The sequence below is a fragment of the Magnetospira thiophila genome, assembly GCF_054657015.1.
The window spans coordinates 1,908,349-1,923,389 of the sequence record NZ_BAAHXF010000001.1; the positions used below are offsets into that span (position 1 = coordinate 1,908,349).

17 protein-coding genes are annotated in these 15,041 nt (G+C 57.9%); 11 read left to right on the forward strand and 6 right to left on the reverse strand.

Features of this window, described 5'->3' with window-relative positions:
* Nucleotides 1–10: 10 nt before the first annotated feature.
* Nucleotides 11–1,363: a glutamate--cysteine ligase gene (locus tag ACYQ1P_RS09135; protein ID WP_460020033.1), complete on the forward strand. Its 1,353-nt coding sequence runs from the start codon at nt 11–13 to the stop codon at nt 1,361–1,363.
* An 11-nt stretch (nt 1,364–1,374) separates the two neighbouring features.
* On the forward strand, nt 1,375–1,677 hold the full coding sequence (locus tag ACYQ1P_RS09140) for a chorismate mutase (protein WP_460020034.1): 303 nt from the start codon (nt 1,375–1,377) through the stop codon (nt 1,675–1,677).
* Nucleotides 1,678–1,689: 12 nt separating this feature from the next.
* On the opposite strand, the gene ACYQ1P_RS09145 is transcribed toward ACYQ1P_RS09140, so the two are convergent.
* The 5 genes from ACYQ1P_RS09145 to ruvX all read right to left on the reverse strand — a co-directional run bounded on the left by ACYQ1P_RS09145 (nt 1,690) and on the right by ruvX (nt 4,892).
* Nucleotides 1,690–1,926: a thioredoxin family protein gene (locus ACYQ1P_RS09145; protein WP_460020035.1), complete on the reverse strand. Its 237-nt coding sequence runs from the start codon at nt 1,924–1,926 to the stop codon at nt 1,690–1,692.
* A gap of 18 nt (nt 1,927–1,944) precedes the next feature.
* On the reverse strand, nt 1,945–2,910 hold the full coding sequence (locus tag ACYQ1P_RS09150; protein ID WP_460020036.1) for a permease: 966 nt from the start codon (nt 2,908–2,910) through the stop codon (nt 1,945–1,947).
* A 402-nt stretch (nt 2,911–3,312) separates the two neighbouring features.
* A complete protein-coding gene (locus tag ACYQ1P_RS09155) occupies nt 3,313–4,230 on the reverse strand; it encodes an AEC family transporter (RefSeq protein WP_460020037.1) in 918 nt (305 codons plus the stop codon).
* Entirely contained in the window at nt 4,227–4,418 is a 192-nt protein-coding gene (locus tag ACYQ1P_RS09160; RefSeq protein ID WP_460020038.1) for a DUF6116 family protein, read from the reverse strand. The genes ACYQ1P_RS09155 and ACYQ1P_RS09160 overlap by 4 nt, the downstream gene beginning before the upstream one ends.
* A 9-nt stretch (nt 4,419–4,427) precedes the next feature.
* A complete protein-coding gene (gene ruvX / locus ACYQ1P_RS09165; protein WP_460020039.1) occupies nt 4,428–4,892 on the reverse strand; it encodes a Holliday junction resolvase RuvX in 465 nt (154 codons plus the stop codon).
* A 98-nt stretch (nt 4,893–4,990) separates the two neighbouring features.
* On the opposite strand from ruvX, the gene ACYQ1P_RS09170 reads away from it, so the two are divergent.
* The 4 genes from ACYQ1P_RS09170 (at nt 4,991) to gatB (ending at nt 9,099) form a co-directional block, all read left to right on the forward strand.
* Entirely contained in the window at nt 4,991–5,803 is an 813-nt protein-coding gene (locus ACYQ1P_RS09170; protein ID WP_460020040.1) for an SH3 domain-containing protein, read from the forward strand.
* A gap of 75 nt (nt 5,804–5,878) precedes the next feature.
* The gene (gene gatC, locus ACYQ1P_RS09175) at nt 5,879–6,169 is read left to right on the forward strand and encodes an Asp-tRNA(Asn)/Glu-tRNA(Gln) amidotransferase subunit GatC (protein WP_460020041.1); all 291 of its coding nucleotides are present in this window, start codon (nt 5,879–5,881) and stop codon (nt 6,167–6,169) included.
* Entirely contained in the window at nt 6,166–7,638 is a 1,473-nt protein-coding gene (gatA, locus tag ACYQ1P_RS09180) for an Asp-tRNA(Asn)/Glu-tRNA(Gln) amidotransferase subunit GatA (RefSeq protein WP_460020042.1), read from the forward strand. Before gatC ends, gatA begins: the two co-directional genes overlap by 4 nt.
* A gap of 3 nt (nt 7,639–7,641) precedes the next feature.
* A complete protein-coding gene (gatB, locus tag ACYQ1P_RS09185; protein WP_460020043.1) occupies nt 7,642–9,099 on the forward strand; it encodes an Asp-tRNA(Asn)/Glu-tRNA(Gln) amidotransferase subunit GatB in 1,458 nt (485 codons plus the stop codon).
* A 205-nt stretch (nt 9,100–9,304) separates the two neighbouring features.
* Here the strand turns inward: gatB and ACYQ1P_RS09190 are convergent, their stop codons facing one another.
* Nucleotides 9,305–11,080 carry a retron Ec67 family RNA-directed DNA polymerase/endonuclease gene (locus tag ACYQ1P_RS09190; RefSeq protein ID WP_460020044.1) on the reverse strand — a complete coding sequence of 592 codons (1,776 nt, stop codon included), beginning with the start codon at nt 11,078–11,080 and terminating at the stop codon, nt 9,305–9,307.
* Between the two features lie 621 nt (nt 11,081–11,701).
* Between ACYQ1P_RS09190 and ACYQ1P_RS09195 the strand changes: the two genes are divergently transcribed.
* The 5 genes from ACYQ1P_RS09195 to ACYQ1P_RS09215 all read left to right on the forward strand — a co-directional run bounded on the left by ACYQ1P_RS09195 (nt 11,702) and on the right by ACYQ1P_RS09215 (nt 14,951).
* The gene (locus ACYQ1P_RS09195; protein ID WP_460020045.1) at nt 11,702–12,073 is read left to right on the forward strand and encodes a hypothetical protein; all 372 of its coding nucleotides are present in this window, start codon (nt 11,702–11,704) and stop codon (nt 12,071–12,073) included.
* On the forward strand, nt 12,070–12,543 hold the full coding sequence (locus ACYQ1P_RS09200) for a hypothetical protein (RefSeq protein WP_460020046.1): 474 nt from the start codon (nt 12,070–12,072) through the stop codon (nt 12,541–12,543). Before ACYQ1P_RS09195 ends, ACYQ1P_RS09200 begins: the two co-directional genes overlap by 4 nt.
* Nucleotides 12,544–12,781: 238 nt before the next feature.
* A complete protein-coding gene (locus ACYQ1P_RS09205) occupies nt 12,782–13,153 on the forward strand; it encodes a hypothetical protein (RefSeq protein WP_460020047.1) in 372 nt (123 codons plus the stop codon).
* Complete coding sequence (locus ACYQ1P_RS09210; protein ID WP_460020048.1) at nt 13,150–14,709, forward strand: alpha/beta hydrolase family protein; 1,560 nt, start codon at nt 13,150–13,152, stop codon at nt 14,707–14,709. The genes ACYQ1P_RS09205 and ACYQ1P_RS09210 overlap by 4 nt, the downstream gene beginning before the upstream one ends.
* A gap of 119 nt (nt 14,710–14,828) precedes the next feature.
* The gene (locus ACYQ1P_RS09215) at nt 14,829–14,951 is read left to right on the forward strand and encodes a hypothetical protein (RefSeq protein WP_460020049.1); all 123 of its coding nucleotides are present in this window, start codon (nt 14,829–14,831) and stop codon (nt 14,949–14,951) included.
* Nucleotides 14,952–15,041 lie beyond the last annotated feature (90 nt).

Below are 15,041 nucleotides of genomic sequence, written 5' to 3' on the forward strand. Positions count from 1 at the left end.
ACTTTATCGCATGGGCACTTCCGCGCCGATCACCCATAAACAGCAACTGATCGACCATCTGGCATCGGGCTGCAAACCCCCCTCGCAATGGAAAATCGGCACCGAACATGAGAAGTTCGCCTATGACCTGGACACGTTGATCCCCCTGCCCTACGACGGACCGCGCGGCATTCGTGCGGTGCTGGAGGCCCTGCAACAGTTCGGTTGGACCCTGGTTTACGAAAACGGCAATCCCATCGCCCTGTCGGCCGAGGGCAAGGGCTCCATCACCCTGGAACCGGGAGGACAGTTGGAACTCTCCGGGGCCCCGCTGGATAATCTGCATCAGACCTGCACCGAGGTGAACACCCACCTCAAACAGGTCAAGGCCGTGGCGGCGGATCTCAACATCGGGTTCCTGGGGCTGGGCTATAACCCCAAGTTCACCATTGATCAGGTGCCCTGGATGCCCAAGGGGCGCTATGCCATCATGCGCCGCTACATGCCGACCCGGGGCAATCTCGGACTGGACATGATGCTCAATTCCTGCACCGTACAGGTCAATCTGGATTTCGACAGCGAAGCCACCATGGTGCGCATGTTCCGCATGTCCCTGGCCTTGCAACCCATCGCTACGGCATTGTTTGCCAATTCCCCCTTTAAGGCCGGGAAGCCGAGCGGCTTTTTGAGCTACCGCAGCCACATCTGGACCGACGTGGACCCGGACCGCAGCGGCATGCTGCCGTTCGTGTTCAAGGACGGCTTCGGCTTCGAAACCTACGTGGACTACCTGCTTGATGTGCCCATGTATTTCGTCTATCGCGACGGGCGCTATATCGACGCCGCCGGACAGTCGTTCCGCGATTTCATGGCCGGAAAGCTGCCCGCCCTGCCCGGCGAATTGCCGACCATGAGCGACTGGGAAGATCATATGACCGTCGCCTTCCCGGAAGTCCGTTTGAAGAAGTACCTGGAAATGCGCGGTGCCGACGGTGGACCCTGGGGGCGGATCTGCGCCCTGTCGGCACTGTGGGTCGGGCTGCTCTATGACCCCGAGTCCCTGGACGCGGCCTGCGAGTTGACCCGCGATTGGAGCATCGAGGATCTGGCCTATCTGCGCGAGGAAGTGCCGAAATACGCCTTGAAAACCCCCTTTCGCAACCGCACGGTCAAGGAGGTGGCCCTGGACATGCTGAAAATCTCCCATGACGGCCTGCGCCGCCGCGACCAGTTGGACGTGGTGGGACTGAACGAAACGCACTTCTTGAACGATCTGTTCACAATCGCCGATTCCGGGTTCACGCCCGCCGAGGAATTGCTCTGCGCCTATGAACGCCGCTGGGAGCGGAGCGTCGATCCGATCTTCCAGGAATATGCCTATTAGAAGGAACATCCATGCCAACCATTCGTCCCTGCACGACCATGGACCAGGTACGCGAGGAAATTGACCGCCTGGACCAAGTCATTCTGCCGCTGCTCGCCGAACGGTCGCACTATGTCGCCCAGGCGGCGCATTTAAAGGAACGGCGGGACGATGTGGTGGTGCCGACGCGCATCCAAGAAATCATTGCCCGAGTGCGCGATCTCGCCGGGCAAAACCAGATGGACCCGGATTTGGCCGAGGATCTCTATCGCAGTATGATCGACGCCTTCATTCGCTTTGAACGGCGCAAATGGGACGAAGACGCCGCCTCGTAACGGTCGTCCGCCTCAGGCTTTAAGCCACTTTTCAATATCGCCCGCCGCCGGAATACCGCCCGCGTGGACGACCGTCCCGTCGAGCACCACACCCGGTGTGCTCATCACCCCATAGCTCATGATATCCGCCATCTCGGTGACTTTTTCGATGGCGACCTCAACCCCCAGAGCTTCAGCCTTGGCCTTGATCAGATCTGCCGTGGTGACACAGTTCTTGCAACCCGATCCGAGTACCTTGATGTGTTTCATAACGAAATCTCCTGTGGGTTAAGCAAGCAGCGCATTGAACAGATAGCCGACCGCGACGAAGGCGACAAACAGAATTCCGGTAAAAGTGGCAATCAGCGGCATTTTGATCACCTTGCGCAGAATGATCATCTCCGGCAGCGAGATGGCGGCGACGCTCATCATCAAGGCCAGCACGGTGCCAATGGGGACGCCCTTGCCCATCAAGGCTTCGACAATGGGAATAACGCCGGTGGCATTGGAATACATGGGAATGCCCATGATCACGGCGAGGGGCACGGCCAGCGGATTGTCAGCGGCGGCATATGTAGCGAAAAAATCCTGCGGCACGAACCCATGCAGGGCCGCACCGAGGCCGACCCCGATCAGCACATAGAGCCAGATTCGCCCAACGATTTCCCTGACCTGATCTCGGGCATAGATCAGGCGTGCCTTGAGGCTCGTGTTGATTTTCTGAAGCACCACATTGCCCATGCGGATTTTCCACACATAGTCCTCGACCCAGCGTTCCAACTTCAAGAATTCGATCAACAGCCCGCCCACTAGGCCGACGAGTAGCCCGGCGCCCACATAGAGCGCCGCGACCTTCCATCCCAGCGCGGCGGCCAGCACCACCACGGCCACTTCATTGATCATCGGCGAGGCGATCAGAAAGGCCATGGTGACGCCCAAGGGGATACCGGCTTCCAGAAATCCGATGAACAACGGCACCGACGAACAGGAGCAAAAGGGCGTCACTGCGCCCAATCCGACGGCCAGGGGATAGGAGACAAAGCGTGAGCGTCCCCCGACCACACGGCGCACCCGCTCGGGCGACAACATGGCCCGGAAGAATCCGATGGCAAAAACGATCACGATCAACAGGGTAAAGATCTTGGTGATGTCTTCGAGGAAGAAATGCACCGCAGCGGTCAGCCGAGCCCCTTCCGACAGACCCAGCAGGTCGAAGGTCGCCATATCTGCGAATTGAGTGAAAATCTCGAACATCAAGGAATTCCGTACTGGCCCGAAAGCTTTTGGCTTTCGGGCCTAAAATTTGGTGCCCCCACACGGACTCGAACCGCGGACCTACTGATTCAGTTGTCCCGGACTTTCGCCCGGGGCCGGACTATCTCATCACCTTCGGCCTGACCGGTCAGGTGTCGGACGCTAATGGCGTCTTACCCGGAACGCTTTCCGGACCGCCTAGTCTCTGCACGTTCCCCGAAAGATCGTCCGGGGCTTCGCTCAGGGTTGCCATGTGACAGGTTTCCCTGAATTCATCCGATTTTCGACCGCCGTTTCCGACGGAAGTTGCCATGTGACAAATCAGTTGCTCTACCAACTGAGCTATAGGGGCTTAACGGGCGGACGATAGCGCGATGTCCGGGCCGGAGCAAGGCGATCCGTTCAGTCGATCAGTAAAATGGTCAGGGGCAGGGTGGCCATGGCGGCCAGCGTCGTGGCGGTGATGATTCCGGCGATCATCCGCTCGTCGCCCCCCAGGGCGCGGGCCAGGATATAGGCGTTGGGCGCGCCGGGCATGGCGGCCCACAGGACACAGATGGCAAGACTCAATCCTTCCAGTCCGAGCAGTCCGCCGACCGCCCAGACCAGCAAAGGCATCAGCAGCAGTTTGATCCCCGAGGCCAGACCGACCATCGCCCCGGCGGCCCGCACAGCCGGCAGATCGAGCCCCGCACCGACCGCAAGCAGAGCCATGGGCAGGGCCGCCCGGGCCATGATCTCCAGCGTCGGCTCGACGAACGGCGGCAACCCCAGCCCGCTGGCATTGAGAATCAGCCCAGCGATGATGGCCAGGATCAGCGGATTCTGGATCAACGAGACGGCGATGGATTTAACGTTGGCTTCCTGCCCATGACGGCCATACCCGATCAGCACGATGACACAAAGCACATTGATCAGCGGAATGGCGGCGGCGACGCACATGGTGGCGATAATGGTCCCGGCCGACCCATAAAGCGCCGCCGGAACGGCCAGGGTCACATAGGTATTGAAGCGCACCGCGCCCTGGAACACCGAGGTAAAGCCGGGGCCGTCGGTAGGCAGCACCCGGCGCAGGGCGAGCACGAGCGCGGCAATGGTCAGCACGCCGATCCAGACCGCCCCGAAAATGGGCCAGACATTGAGCCCGGCAAGGTCCGACAGGGCGATGCGATGCACCAGCAGGGCCGGGAAGAACAGGTAATAGACCAGCTTCTCCACCGCCGGCCAAAAGGCGTCGGCTACCCACTGCCGGGAACGCAAAAACGCCCCCAGGGCAATCAGGGCGAAAATGGGAAACAGCGATTCGAGAACGGAGATCATGGGGCGGGGTGATCCGGCTTGGCTCGACGGCGCCAGGCCCCGAAGATCAGGGTCAGCAGACCGAGCAATAACTCATCAATGAACGGAATCACATCCGGAATCAGCAGATCAATCAGAAAAAGTCCGCCGGTGAGAAAAAAAAGGCTGCGGAATTTCAGCCCCCTGGCCCACTGGAAAAACAGCTTCATCCGGTTGCCTCAATAAGCCATGGCATCAAGCGCCCCTTGCAGGATATAAGCCGCCGCCGCCCGGTCCACCACCTGGGCCCGCTTCTTGCGCGTCAGGTCCGCCTCGTTAACCAACATGCGTTCCACGGCGGCGGTGGATAGCCGTTCATCCCAAAAGGCGATGGGCAAATCGAATCGCTGGTCCAGACTGGCCGCCAGATCGCGTACCGACTGGCAGCGCGGCCCCTCGGTACCGTCCATGCTCACCGGCAGACCAAGCACCAGCCCGCCCACCTCGTGTTCGGCCATCAAGCGCTCCAGTTCGACCACATCACGGGAAAACTTAGTGCGTTTAAGAGTGATCAGCGGCGTCGCAATGCTCATGGTCAGATCGGCCAGGGCCAGACCCAGGGTCTTGGTGCCCGGATCAATCCCCATCAGCCGACGACCGCGCGGCAGGTGCTCTTTGAGCTGCTTGATATTGTCCAGAATCATGTGCTGAGACTAGACTTTCCGCTTTCATGTTACCAGGGGTTCCAGCAAGCCCCTGGCTTGCGTATCATGGGACGCAAGATGGGAGCGTGAGAGAGTCCATGGGCAGGACAGGATATCAGGCGAGGGGATGCGGGCTGGCGCTGTGGGCGCTGCTGCTCTGGCCGAGTCTTGGCCTCGCCGCCGAGGACACGCCGCCCGTCCCCCTCGTCTTCATGTCCCAGGAGATCAAGCCCGCCGTGCGGATGTTCGTGGTGTCGCAGGACGGCAACTTGCGTGCCACACCTTCGCTCAGGGGTGAGAAACTGGGCGAAGTGGTGCAAGGCCAGCGCCTGAGCTCGCCGGGATCGGTCAGGGCCGACGGCGGCATCTGGTACGCCGTACGCCACAAGGGCAAGGACCTGGGCTTCGTATTCCAGACCCTGGTGATGCCGGTACTTGACGGCAGCCTGAGCAGCCCGCTGACCGGCGATCTGGCGGTCAAGGACGCGGCCTGCTTTTACGAATTGATCTATAGCGGGCGGACCAGCGTCGAGGAGGCTCCCCTGCAGACCGCCGATTATGACCTGACCCTCTATTGCACCCGGGCCGACAAGCGCATACGCACCCGGGGTTTCATGTTCCTCACCGAATCTCCCTACAACCTGTCGCAGGACCCGCTGTTTCAGATCAGCCTTGATGTGCTGGAAATCGGCGGCGACGAGGAACCGCCCTCGGTGGCCCTGATCTGGAATCGGGATGACGACCGGATCACCTTCGATAGCATGACGCCGGAACTTTATGCCGGAAAACCCGACCCCCTCAGCCTGCCCGCCGAAGACCTGCCGCAAGCCCTTGTGGCGGCGATGAAATTGGCCATCGGGGCGTGGAACGGCAAAGTCTGGCCGTTGCTCCCGGCCGCCGAGAAACCGTGAGGTTGCGGAGACCCCGGCCCGGTGATAGGGTGCGCGCCATTCCAAAAGGGTCGGGTTTCGAAGGGTTTTCCACAGATGGCTTTGGACAAGGACGAGGTTCGCAAGATCGCCCGGCTGGCACGCATCCGGGTGCCGGAGGAAGAGTTGGACAGTCTGGCCGGAGAAATGTCTCAACTCATTGATTGGGTGGAACAATTGGGCGAGGTCGCGACCGACGGGGTGGCCCCGATGAGCAGTGTCGTGCATGTCACCCTGCCGCAGCGCGATGACGTGATCAATGATGGCGGCTATCCCGACCGGGTGCTGGCCAATGCGCCGGACCGGGTGGACGATTTCTACACCGTGCCCAAGGTGGTCGAGCAATGAGCCGCAAGCTGACCGATCTGACCCTTGCCGAGGCCCGTGACGGACTGACGGCGGGGGAATTCACCAGCCTCGAACTGACCGAGGCCTGTCTGTCGGCCATGGACGCCGGGCGCGACCTCAATGCCTTCATCACCGAGACGCCGGATCTGGCCCGTGCCCGCGCCGCCGAGTCCGATGCTCGTCGCGCGGCAGGCGAGGCGCGCGGGGCGTTGGACGGCATCCCTTATGCGGCCAAGGATCTTTATTGCACCGAGGGGGTGTTGAGCACCGCCGCCTCGCATATTCTCGACGGCTTCCACCCGACCTATGAATCCACGGTGACCGCCAACCTGCGCGACGCCGGAGCGGTGATGCTGGGCAAGGCCAACCTGGACGAATTCGCCATGGGGTCGGCCAACATCACCTCTTATTACGGACCGGTCAAAAACCCTTGGGGACCGAAGGACGGTCGGGATCTGGTTCCCGGCGGGTCGTCGGGCGGGTCCGCCGCCGCCGTCGCCGGAGGGCTGGCTCCGGCCGCCATCGGCACCGATACCGGCGGCTCCATCCGACAGCCCGCGTCGTTCTGTGGCATCGTCGGATTGAAGCCCACCTATGGACGCTGCTCCCGCTGGGGCATCATCGCCTTCGCCTCGTCGCTGGATCAGGCCGGACCGATGGCCCGAACGGTGCGCGACACGGCGATTCTGCTCGGCGGCATGGCTTCCCACGACCCCAAGGATTCCACCTCCGTCCCGGTCGCCGTGCCCGATTACGAAGCGGCGCTGACCGGCGATGTGCGCGGTCTGCGGGTCGGCATTCCCAAGGAATATGTGGTCGAGGGCATGGCCTCGGAAATCAAGGACCTGTGGGCGCGCGGCGCCGATTGGTTGAAGGCCGCCGGGGCCGAAGTGGTGGAAGTCAGTCTGCCCCACACCAAGTACGCCCTGCCCACCTATTACATCATCGCCCCGGCCGAGGCCTCGTCCAATCTGGCCCGCTATGACGGGGTGCGCTACGGCTTGCGGGTGCCCGGCAACAGCCTGGAAGAGATGTACGAAAACACCCGGGGCGAAGGCTTCGGGCAGGAAGTGCGGCGGCGCATCATGATCGGCACCTATGTGCTGTCGGCGGGCTATTACGACGCCTATTACCTGAAGGCCCAGCGGGTGCGGGCGCGCATCGCCGAGGACTTCTCCAAAGCCTTCGAGACCGTCGATCTGCTGCTGACTCCGACCGCCCCCTCGGCGGCCTTCGCCATCGGCGATAAACAGGACGATCCCATCGCCATGTATTTGAACGATGTGTTCACCGTGCCGACCAGCCTCGCCGGACTGCCCGGCCTGTCGCTGCCCGCCGGACTGTCCCTCGACGGCCTGCCGCTGGGCCTGCAACTCATCGGCAAACCGTTCGACGAGGAAACCGTGCTGCGCGCGGCAGGGGTGCTGGAAGACGCGGCGGGGTTCAAGGCTGTTCCGGGGGAGGGCTGATATATGACCTATATCATCGAAGGCCAGACGGGAGACTGGGAAATCGTCGTCGGGCTGGAAGTCCATGCCCAGGTGATTTCCAATGCCAAGCTGTTTTCCGGTGCCGCCACCGCTTTCGGCGCGGCCCCCAATAGCCAGGTGTCGCTGGTCGATTCGGCCATGCCGGGGATGCTGCCGGTGATCAACAGGCAAAGCGTCATCCAGGCGGTGCGCACCGGCCTGGGATTGCAGGCGCAGATCAACCTGACCAGCGTTTTTGAACGGAAAAACTATTTCTACGCCGACCTGCCCCAGGGCTATCAGATCAGCCAGTATCTGCATCCCATCGTCGGCGAGGGCACCATCGTACTCGACCTGGACGACGGCAAGACCCGAGACGTGGGCATCGAGCGGCTGCACCTGGAACAGGATGCCGGAAAGTCGCTGCACGATCAGGACCCCAGCCGCACCTTCGTCGATCTCAACCGCTCCGGCGTCACCCTGATGGAAATTGTCTCCAAGCCCGACATCCGCAGTCCGGAAGAGGCCGGGGCCTACCTGCGCAAGCTGCGTTCCATCCTTCGTTATCTGGGCACCTGTGACGGCAACATGGAAGAAGGCTCCATGCGCTGCGATGTGAATGTGTCGGTGCGTCCGGTCGGCGAGACCGGGTTGCGCACCCGCACCGAGATCAAGAACGTCAACTCCGTGCGTTTCGTCATGGCCGCCATTGAATACGAGGCGGCGCGGCAGGTGGAACTGTACGAAGACGGCGGTGCGCCGGTGCAGGAAACCCGGCTGTTCAATGCCGCCAGCGGCGAAACCAAGTCCATGCGCTCCAAGGAGCACGCCCACGATTACCGCTACTTCCCCGACCCGGACCTGCTGCCGTTGGTATTGAGCGAAGATTTCGTTTCGGAAATCAAGGCCACCCTGCCGGAATTGCCGGACCAGAAAAAACAGCGCTTCATCGAGCAATGGGGGCTCACCCCCTATGATGCCAGCGTGCTGGTGGCGGAAAAGGAAACGGCTGATTATTACGAAAAGGTGGCCCAGGGCCGGGACCCCAAACTGGCCGCCAACTGGGTGGTGACCAACCTGTTCGGGGTGCTCAACAAGCAGGGCCTGGACATTTCCGAGAGCCCGGTTTCGGCGGAGAACCTGGGCGCGCTGGTGGGGCTGATCGCCGACAACACCATTTCCGGACGCATCGCCAAGGACGTTTTCGAGGCGATGGTGGAAACCGGCCAGCCCCCCGCCGCCATCATCGAGGAAAAGGGCCTCAAGCAGGTATCCGACAGCGGCGCCATCGAGGCCATGGTCGATGAAGTGATCGCCGCCAACCCGGAACAGGCGGAACAATACCGCGGCGGCAATCAGAAAGTGGCGGGATGGTTCGTCGGCCAGATCATGAAACTCTCCAAGGGTCAGGCCAACCCGGGCATGGTCAACCAGATCCTGAAATCCAAACTGGGCGGTTAGACGGGCCACGCAAAGGAACTCTTCGCCGCGACAAACGGACTCCTTGAGGCGTTCAGGCAGTGGGCGGGGTCACCTGTAGAGGGTAGATATTTGAGCTGTTAGCGGAATCCAGTATGGCTCATCGCGAAGCCGCTGGGGGCGTCCATGCCATTATCGTAACCCGCCCCGAAGGACGCGCCTCACTAAACAACAAAACACAAAAGAATTATGGCATGTTAGCACCCACGGCAGGAACTGTAGGCGCGGCTGCAACAGCGGGCACGTCAGGGGCTGCTAGAATACCAGCATAGTGCTTTAGAACAGCTTCGATGCGCTGTAATAGCTCTTCAAAGCCGGAAAAGTCAACGGTACCTGCATTTGCACGGACAACTGACTTCGCAAACGCAACCTTACCGTAATGCGTGTCATCTTCATGAACTTTCTTCGGATTGAAGGGTTTCCCGTTCAGTTTGGTCGCCAGCAAGGCTGGTTGAAACAAATCTTCTATCTCTCTTGGTTGTGAAGCCGCACCTTCGGGCACCTTAACGAGATAGAGATTTTCACCGAGATGATAGAATGGGTCCGTTGTTTTAGTATTGATCGTTTTGTCGCTCATCGTGTTGGCGTTCTTGAATACGGTTTTTGGCCCATCATCATTGTCGCAGAGAATAATGACCGGATTGGCCATCGGCTTGTGCGGATATTTCTTCAGGTTGTTCGTGTAGCTAGAGATCAAAGAGGCTTGTCCTGCGGCCCCATGACCGAGGTTCAAGATATCGCGAGTCGTGCTAGAAGGCTTCAAGAAATGCACCAACCGGACCACCTCGCCATCTTCCTCTTTACCGAGAAGTGGAAACTTCTTTACAAGAGAACGGATTGCGCATTGCAGATAGGTGATATCCGAGATGCCTTCGGTCACTATCAGAGGTGCGCTAGACGCAACAAAATACTTATAGAATAAAAACTTCCAATACAACTCTTCGGGCGCACGTGGAGGATTAAATTCGCCAGCAGCCTTGGCCCGCTTATTAACCATTGGCTTTCGGTCGCGCCGAGCTTTGACGAAGTAGATGTGAGACAGCGTGCCTTCTAGAGGATTGAGATTGTCAGTGCTGTTGGCAGGATCATCATCCGGCTTGAAATAGAAACCCTTACTGAAGAGCGAATTGCACATCGCTCGCGCTGCGCGGTAGTAATTTCGGTTGATATTGGCCTTCTCGTTCACAACCAAGCCCGTGACGGTTTGGCGCGAACGACGCAAAGACATGCGTGTCTTCACCGGATTGATCAAGAACCCGGCCTTTTCAATCTCTTTCCTGAGTTTCTTGCCCACCACCCATTCAGTGCCGTGCACATTGAGGGCAATCTCATTAGGAAAAAGCTTCTCGTTCGTAGAGAAGGTTAGATCATCGGCGTAGCGCGTATACGTGCAGCGCGCATCACGCGCGAGAGCGAGAAGCCGTGAGTCCAGAATGTTGCCGATCAAATTCGAAATCACTGGCGAACATGGGCTGCCCTGCGGAAGAGAGTTATCGTGGCAAGAAATCTGGGCGATGATCGTGGCTATTTTGGGCTCCAACGAAAACATAGTGTCGTGGATGAAGAAGCCGCGAACTCGCCCAAAATTTATCGTGCCGAAGAAATCTTCAAGGTCGAGATTGAAGACAAAGCGTCGTTTCTTATGCATTTCAGCATTGGATACAATGGTGCGGCCCCGATGAAAGCCATGGGAGGCAAACCAAAACCGACGGTCAGTGATCTTCTTTTCGTGCACACAGTCATAGAGCAAAACAGCAAGGCGAGTTTGCAGCAAGGCGAGTCGTGGCTCTGGCGCATGGATAGTGCGAACGCCGCCCGATTTTTTCGGAATATCAAAAGAACGATACTTCTTGGTCGCGTCCATCTTGTAGAGAACAAAGCTGACACCCTTTGGGGTGAAGCCAAGTAGCTTTGAAAAGTCAGTAAGGCTCTTGGCTTGCTGTAATTTTTCTAATGAACTCAAATGCCTGTACTCTGGGTTAGGTGCTTACGGGCACTCTTATGCGAGCGTAGGCGATACACCGAAAATCGGAAAATACCGCAAGGGAACTGAAGGTAAGCAGCATGCCTACCATTGTTGTCATTTGCCGCGAAACGCAGCAGGAAGTCTGCCCGTAAGCGTTTGAGATTATGCCCGTATCTATGTTTCGGCGCAAGTCCGAGCAACTCCTTCCGCATGAGAAGTTACGATTGCAGTAATGGCATGGACGCCCCCAGCGGATTCGAGATGAGCCATACTGGGGAGTGTCAAAGCTTTCAAGCACAGGGAGCGTCCAATGGTTACGGTGACAGTGCATTCAACTATCTTTTGGGGTTACGGTGACAGTGCATTCAACTATCTTTTGATGCGGACTGTGTTGATATCAAAAGATAAGATTATCCTGATCCGTAATCCGAGATTGCCGGTCAAGAGATAGGCCGAGAGTCACCCCCACTGCCGCTTGGTATAACTGCGGTTGCTTCCGACGGCGCTTTCTACGGTCTATCGAATTCACGTTTCCAGAATCTGGGACGGGCCAAGGATCTGCTGCCAGATAACAGCTTTCAATTTATCGACAACATTGATTTACTTGCCGGAAGATGCATGAACGCCTTGAATAGCGCGGCTTTATCACCAAAGGGCGATCTGCTTGCCTGCTGTGGCTTCGAGTTGGAGGAGAATTCAGTTTTGAACTTCGGCTCGGTTAAGGAAGTGGACGCCCACACGCGGGTCGTCGAAGCCAATGCCAATCCGATAGCCATGGCTTTGGCCTACCTCGGCCCCGTATTCCTTAAGGAGGTGGTGGAACAAGTCAAACCGGATATCCGCTTTCCCGTCCGCTACGCATCCATGTGCGAAGTCTGCCAGACGGTTGTTCACAACCCCAAGGCCGTCGCGGCCTTGCGGCACAGCGAAAACCTCTATGTACCTGCGACCAACACAGTTCGGACGATGTCGCAAAGGCTGGCAGGATGAAAAAAGAACACGTGCAAACCATTTGCTTTCCCCTGAAACACCTGGGACGGGACTGTGGCGCATCATGGGCACGGATTGTGCGCTCCACCGATGGCGGTCGCATCGTTGAATGCCGTCAGGTCATGAAGGAAATCGAGGCGATCGGGCTCCGGAAAAGCAGACAGCAATCGAGATATGTTTTCAATTCGAGCGGCGCATTGATCTCGGCTGAAATGCGTGATCACAATGGCAATCAGATTTCCCTTGAAATTTCTTTGGGCAAAATGCGGACCGCGGGCCGGTCGCTTCCGCTTGCCTCCCCGATCTCATTCGTTCTGGAGGCCAACACGATGGCTCTGAGCGTTGCCCTTCTCGAGAAAATCTGGCCGGGGAAAGAATCGGTTATCACCGCCCTGATTCCGGCAACCGGCGCTGTCTTGCCCTATCGAATTTCCAAGGTTACGGTGACAGTGCATTCAACTATCTTTTGATGCGGACTGTGTTGATATCAAAAGATAAGATTATCCTGATCCGTAATCCGAGATTGCCGGTCAAGAGATAGGCCGAGAGTCACCCCCACTGCCGCTTGGTATAACTGCGGTTGCTTCCGACGGCGCTTTCTACGGTCTATCGAATTCATGTTTCCAGAAACTGGGACGGGCCAAGGATCTGCTGCCAGATAACAGCTTTCAATTTATCGACAACATTGATTTACTTGCCGGAAGATGCATGAACGCCTTGAATAGCGCGGCTTTATCACCAAAGGGCGATCTACTTTCCTGCTGTGGCTTCGAGTTGGAGGAGAATTCAGTTTTGAACTTCGGCTCGGTTAAGGAAGTGGACGCCCACACGCGGGTCGTCGAAGCCAATGCCAATCCGATAGCCATGGCTTTGGCCTACCTCGGCCCCGTATTCCTTAAGGAGGTGGTGGAACAAGTCAAACCGGATATCCGCTTTCCCGTCCGCTACGCATCCATGTGCGAAGTCTGCCAGACGGTTGTTCACAACCCCAAGGCCGTCGCGGCCTTGCGGCACAGCGAAAACCTCTATGTACCTGCGACCAACACAGTTCGGACGATGTCGCAAAGGCTGGCAGGATGAAAAAAGAACACGTGCAAACCATTTGCTTTCCCCTGAAACACCTGGGACGGGACTATGGCGCATCATGGGCACGGATTGTGCGCTCCACCGATGGCGGTCGCATCGTTGAATGCCGTCAGGTCATGAAGGAAATCGAGGCGATCGGGCTCCGGAAAAGCAGACAGCAATCGAGATATGTTTTCAATTCGAGCGGCGCATTGATCTCGGCTGAAATGCGTGATCACAATGGCAATCAGATTTCCCTTGAAATTTCTTTGGGCAAAATGCGGACCGCGGGCCGGTCGCTTCCGCTTGCCTCCCCGATCTCATTCGTTCTTGAGGCCAACACGATGGCTCTGAGCGTTGCCCTTCTCGAGGAAAACTGGCCGGGGAAAGAACCGGTTATCACCGCCCTGATTCCTGCAACCGGCGCTGTCTTGCCCTATCGAATTTCCAAGCAACACAATGACTGGACAAGCAGTCTCGGTGAAACATTCCATACAGACGGCAAGGGAACTATCCGGTCTGTCACGGTCTCGGCATCGGACTTTGTTTTTGAACGCTCCAATAGGGCCTTTCCAAAATGGACTCTGGACGAAAGCCGGTCAGTTATTTCCTACTCGCCTCCAAAAGGCATATGCGTTGAAGATGTTTCCCTGCCGTTGAGAGGATGCAAGGAAAAGCCTCATGAAGCAACGGTTTCACGCCCAAACCCTGATCGCCGTTCTTTTGCAGCGGGAGTGTTTGTAGGGGGGACGGGCGTTTACACTCGACATGGGCAGACGGCATCTCTTGATTTCGGCTACCACCAATTGCTTGATGATCTTGCGGCAGAGGGACTTTCGACCCTGCGCTATGAACGATTCTCGCCGCAGGCCATGGATTTGGAAGAGGCCGAAAGTAATATGGGGTTCAAGGAAATCTGCGCTGACGCGGGACAAGCCTTGAACTGGCTTTCGGCACAAGCATGGGCCAAAGGAAAGTCGAAAATTATGGTCGGCCACAGCTTTGGCGGCCTCGTGGCCCTGGAGCAGTCGGCCAATCGGAATGATCTGGGGGCAATCGTTTTATTGTGTTCGCCCGGCAGGCCTCTTCGAACCATCGTCGATGAGCAACGGGGCTGGTTTCTGCAACATGCGGAAACCAGCCGGAACGCCAGGAACGAAATGAAGGCTCTGAACCATGAGTTTATCAGTGCCCTGAAAAGTAACCAGGAATGGACCGCCGAAACCGTTGACCCTAGAATTTTTCCCTTGAAACGCAAACGTAAGCTCTACAGCGAAATCCTTGACCTGGACCCCGCTGCCCTCGCTGCAAATGGCCGATGCCCGGTAATCATCGTCCAGGGAACGAATGACGTGCAGGTTAGCATCACGGATGCGAAATTACTGGCCGAATCCTGTGAAAAATCGGGGCGACCCTATCAGATCCATTTGGAAGACGGTCTGGACCACCTGCTACGCAGAAATACCGAAACGGGCCTGAAGGTGTTGAAGGTCTATCGCGACAGACGCCGCCGCATTCCCATCCGCCTCATTCGAAAAATTGCCAAATATATCGAAGAGGCTGCTGGATAATCACTATGAACAATCAAAGAACAGGGTTACGGGTTACAGTAATGGCATGGACGCCCCCAGCGGCTTCGTGATGAGCCATGCTGGTGAGTGTCGAAACGGACCAGCAAAGGGAGCGTCCAATGCCTGAGATGAGCACAACCGGGCCAGAATCCTGCCTGGTGGCGATGGAGGCTTGTGGCGGGGCGCGCCCTTTCGCCCGCGAGATTCAGGCGTCGGACATGCGGTCCGGAGTCACCCGCTGAGCGTAGATAAACGACATCCCAGCGATTTAAAATATTATAATGCATTGACAATAGGCATCGCATGCGAATAATACGCAATCGCATTTGATG

What these genes read in the sequence shown, in the direction of transcription:
- gatC (WP_460020041.1), top strand. Translation starts at nt 5,879, where the DNA reads ATGGCTTTGGACAAGGACGAGGTTCGCAAGATCGCCCGGCTGGCACGC.
- ACYQ1P_RS09135 (WP_460020033.1), top strand. Translation starts at nt 11, where the DNA reads ATGGGCACTTCCGCGCCGATCACCCATAAACAGCAACTGATCGACCAT.
- ACYQ1P_RS09200 (WP_460020046.1), top strand. Translation starts at nt 12,070, where the DNA reads ATGAAAAAAGAACACGTGCAAACCATTTGCTTTCCCCTGAAACACCTG.
- gatB (WP_460020043.1), top strand. Translation starts at nt 7,642, where the DNA reads ATGACCTATATCATCGAAGGCCAGACGGGAGACTGGGAAATCGTCGTC.
- ACYQ1P_RS09150 (WP_460020036.1), bottom strand. Translation starts at nt 2,910, where the DNA reads ATGTTCGAGATTTTCACTCAATTCGCAGATATGGCGACCTTCGACCTG.
- ACYQ1P_RS09145 (WP_460020035.1), bottom strand. Translation starts at nt 1,926, where the DNA reads ATGAAACACATCAAGGTACTCGGATCGGGTTGCAAGAACTGTGTCACC.
- ACYQ1P_RS09215 (WP_460020049.1), top strand. Translation starts at nt 14,829, where the DNA reads ATGCCTGAGATGAGCACAACCGGGCCAGAATCCTGCCTGGTGGCGATG.
- ACYQ1P_RS09160 (WP_460020038.1), bottom strand. Translation starts at nt 4,418, where the DNA reads ATGAAGCTGTTTTTCCAGTGGGCCAGGGGGCTGAAATTCCGCAGCCTT.
- ruvX (WP_460020039.1), bottom strand. Translation starts at nt 4,892, where the DNA reads ATGATTCTGGACAATATCAAGCAGCTCAAAGAGCACCTGCCGCGCGGT.
- ACYQ1P_RS09155 (WP_460020037.1), bottom strand. Translation starts at nt 4,230, where the DNA reads ATGATCTCCGTTCTCGAATCGCTGTTTCCCATTTTCGCCCTGATTGCC.
- ACYQ1P_RS09195 (WP_460020045.1), top strand. Translation starts at nt 11,702, where the DNA reads ATGAACGCCTTGAATAGCGCGGCTTTATCACCAAAGGGCGATCTGCTT.
- ACYQ1P_RS09205 (WP_460020047.1), top strand. Translation starts at nt 12,782, where the DNA reads ATGAACGCCTTGAATAGCGCGGCTTTATCACCAAAGGGCGATCTACTT.
- gatA (WP_460020042.1), top strand. Translation starts at nt 6,166, where the DNA reads ATGAGCCGCAAGCTGACCGATCTGACCCTTGCCGAGGCCCGTGACGGA.
- ACYQ1P_RS09170 (WP_460020040.1), top strand. Translation starts at nt 4,991, where the DNA reads ATGGGCAGGACAGGATATCAGGCGAGGGGATGCGGGCTGGCGCTGTGG.
- ACYQ1P_RS09140 (WP_460020034.1), top strand. Translation starts at nt 1,375, where the DNA reads ATGCCAACCATTCGTCCCTGCACGACCATGGACCAGGTACGCGAGGAA.
- ACYQ1P_RS09210 (WP_460020048.1), top strand. Translation starts at nt 13,150, where the DNA reads ATGAAAAAAGAACACGTGCAAACCATTTGCTTTCCCCTGAAACACCTG.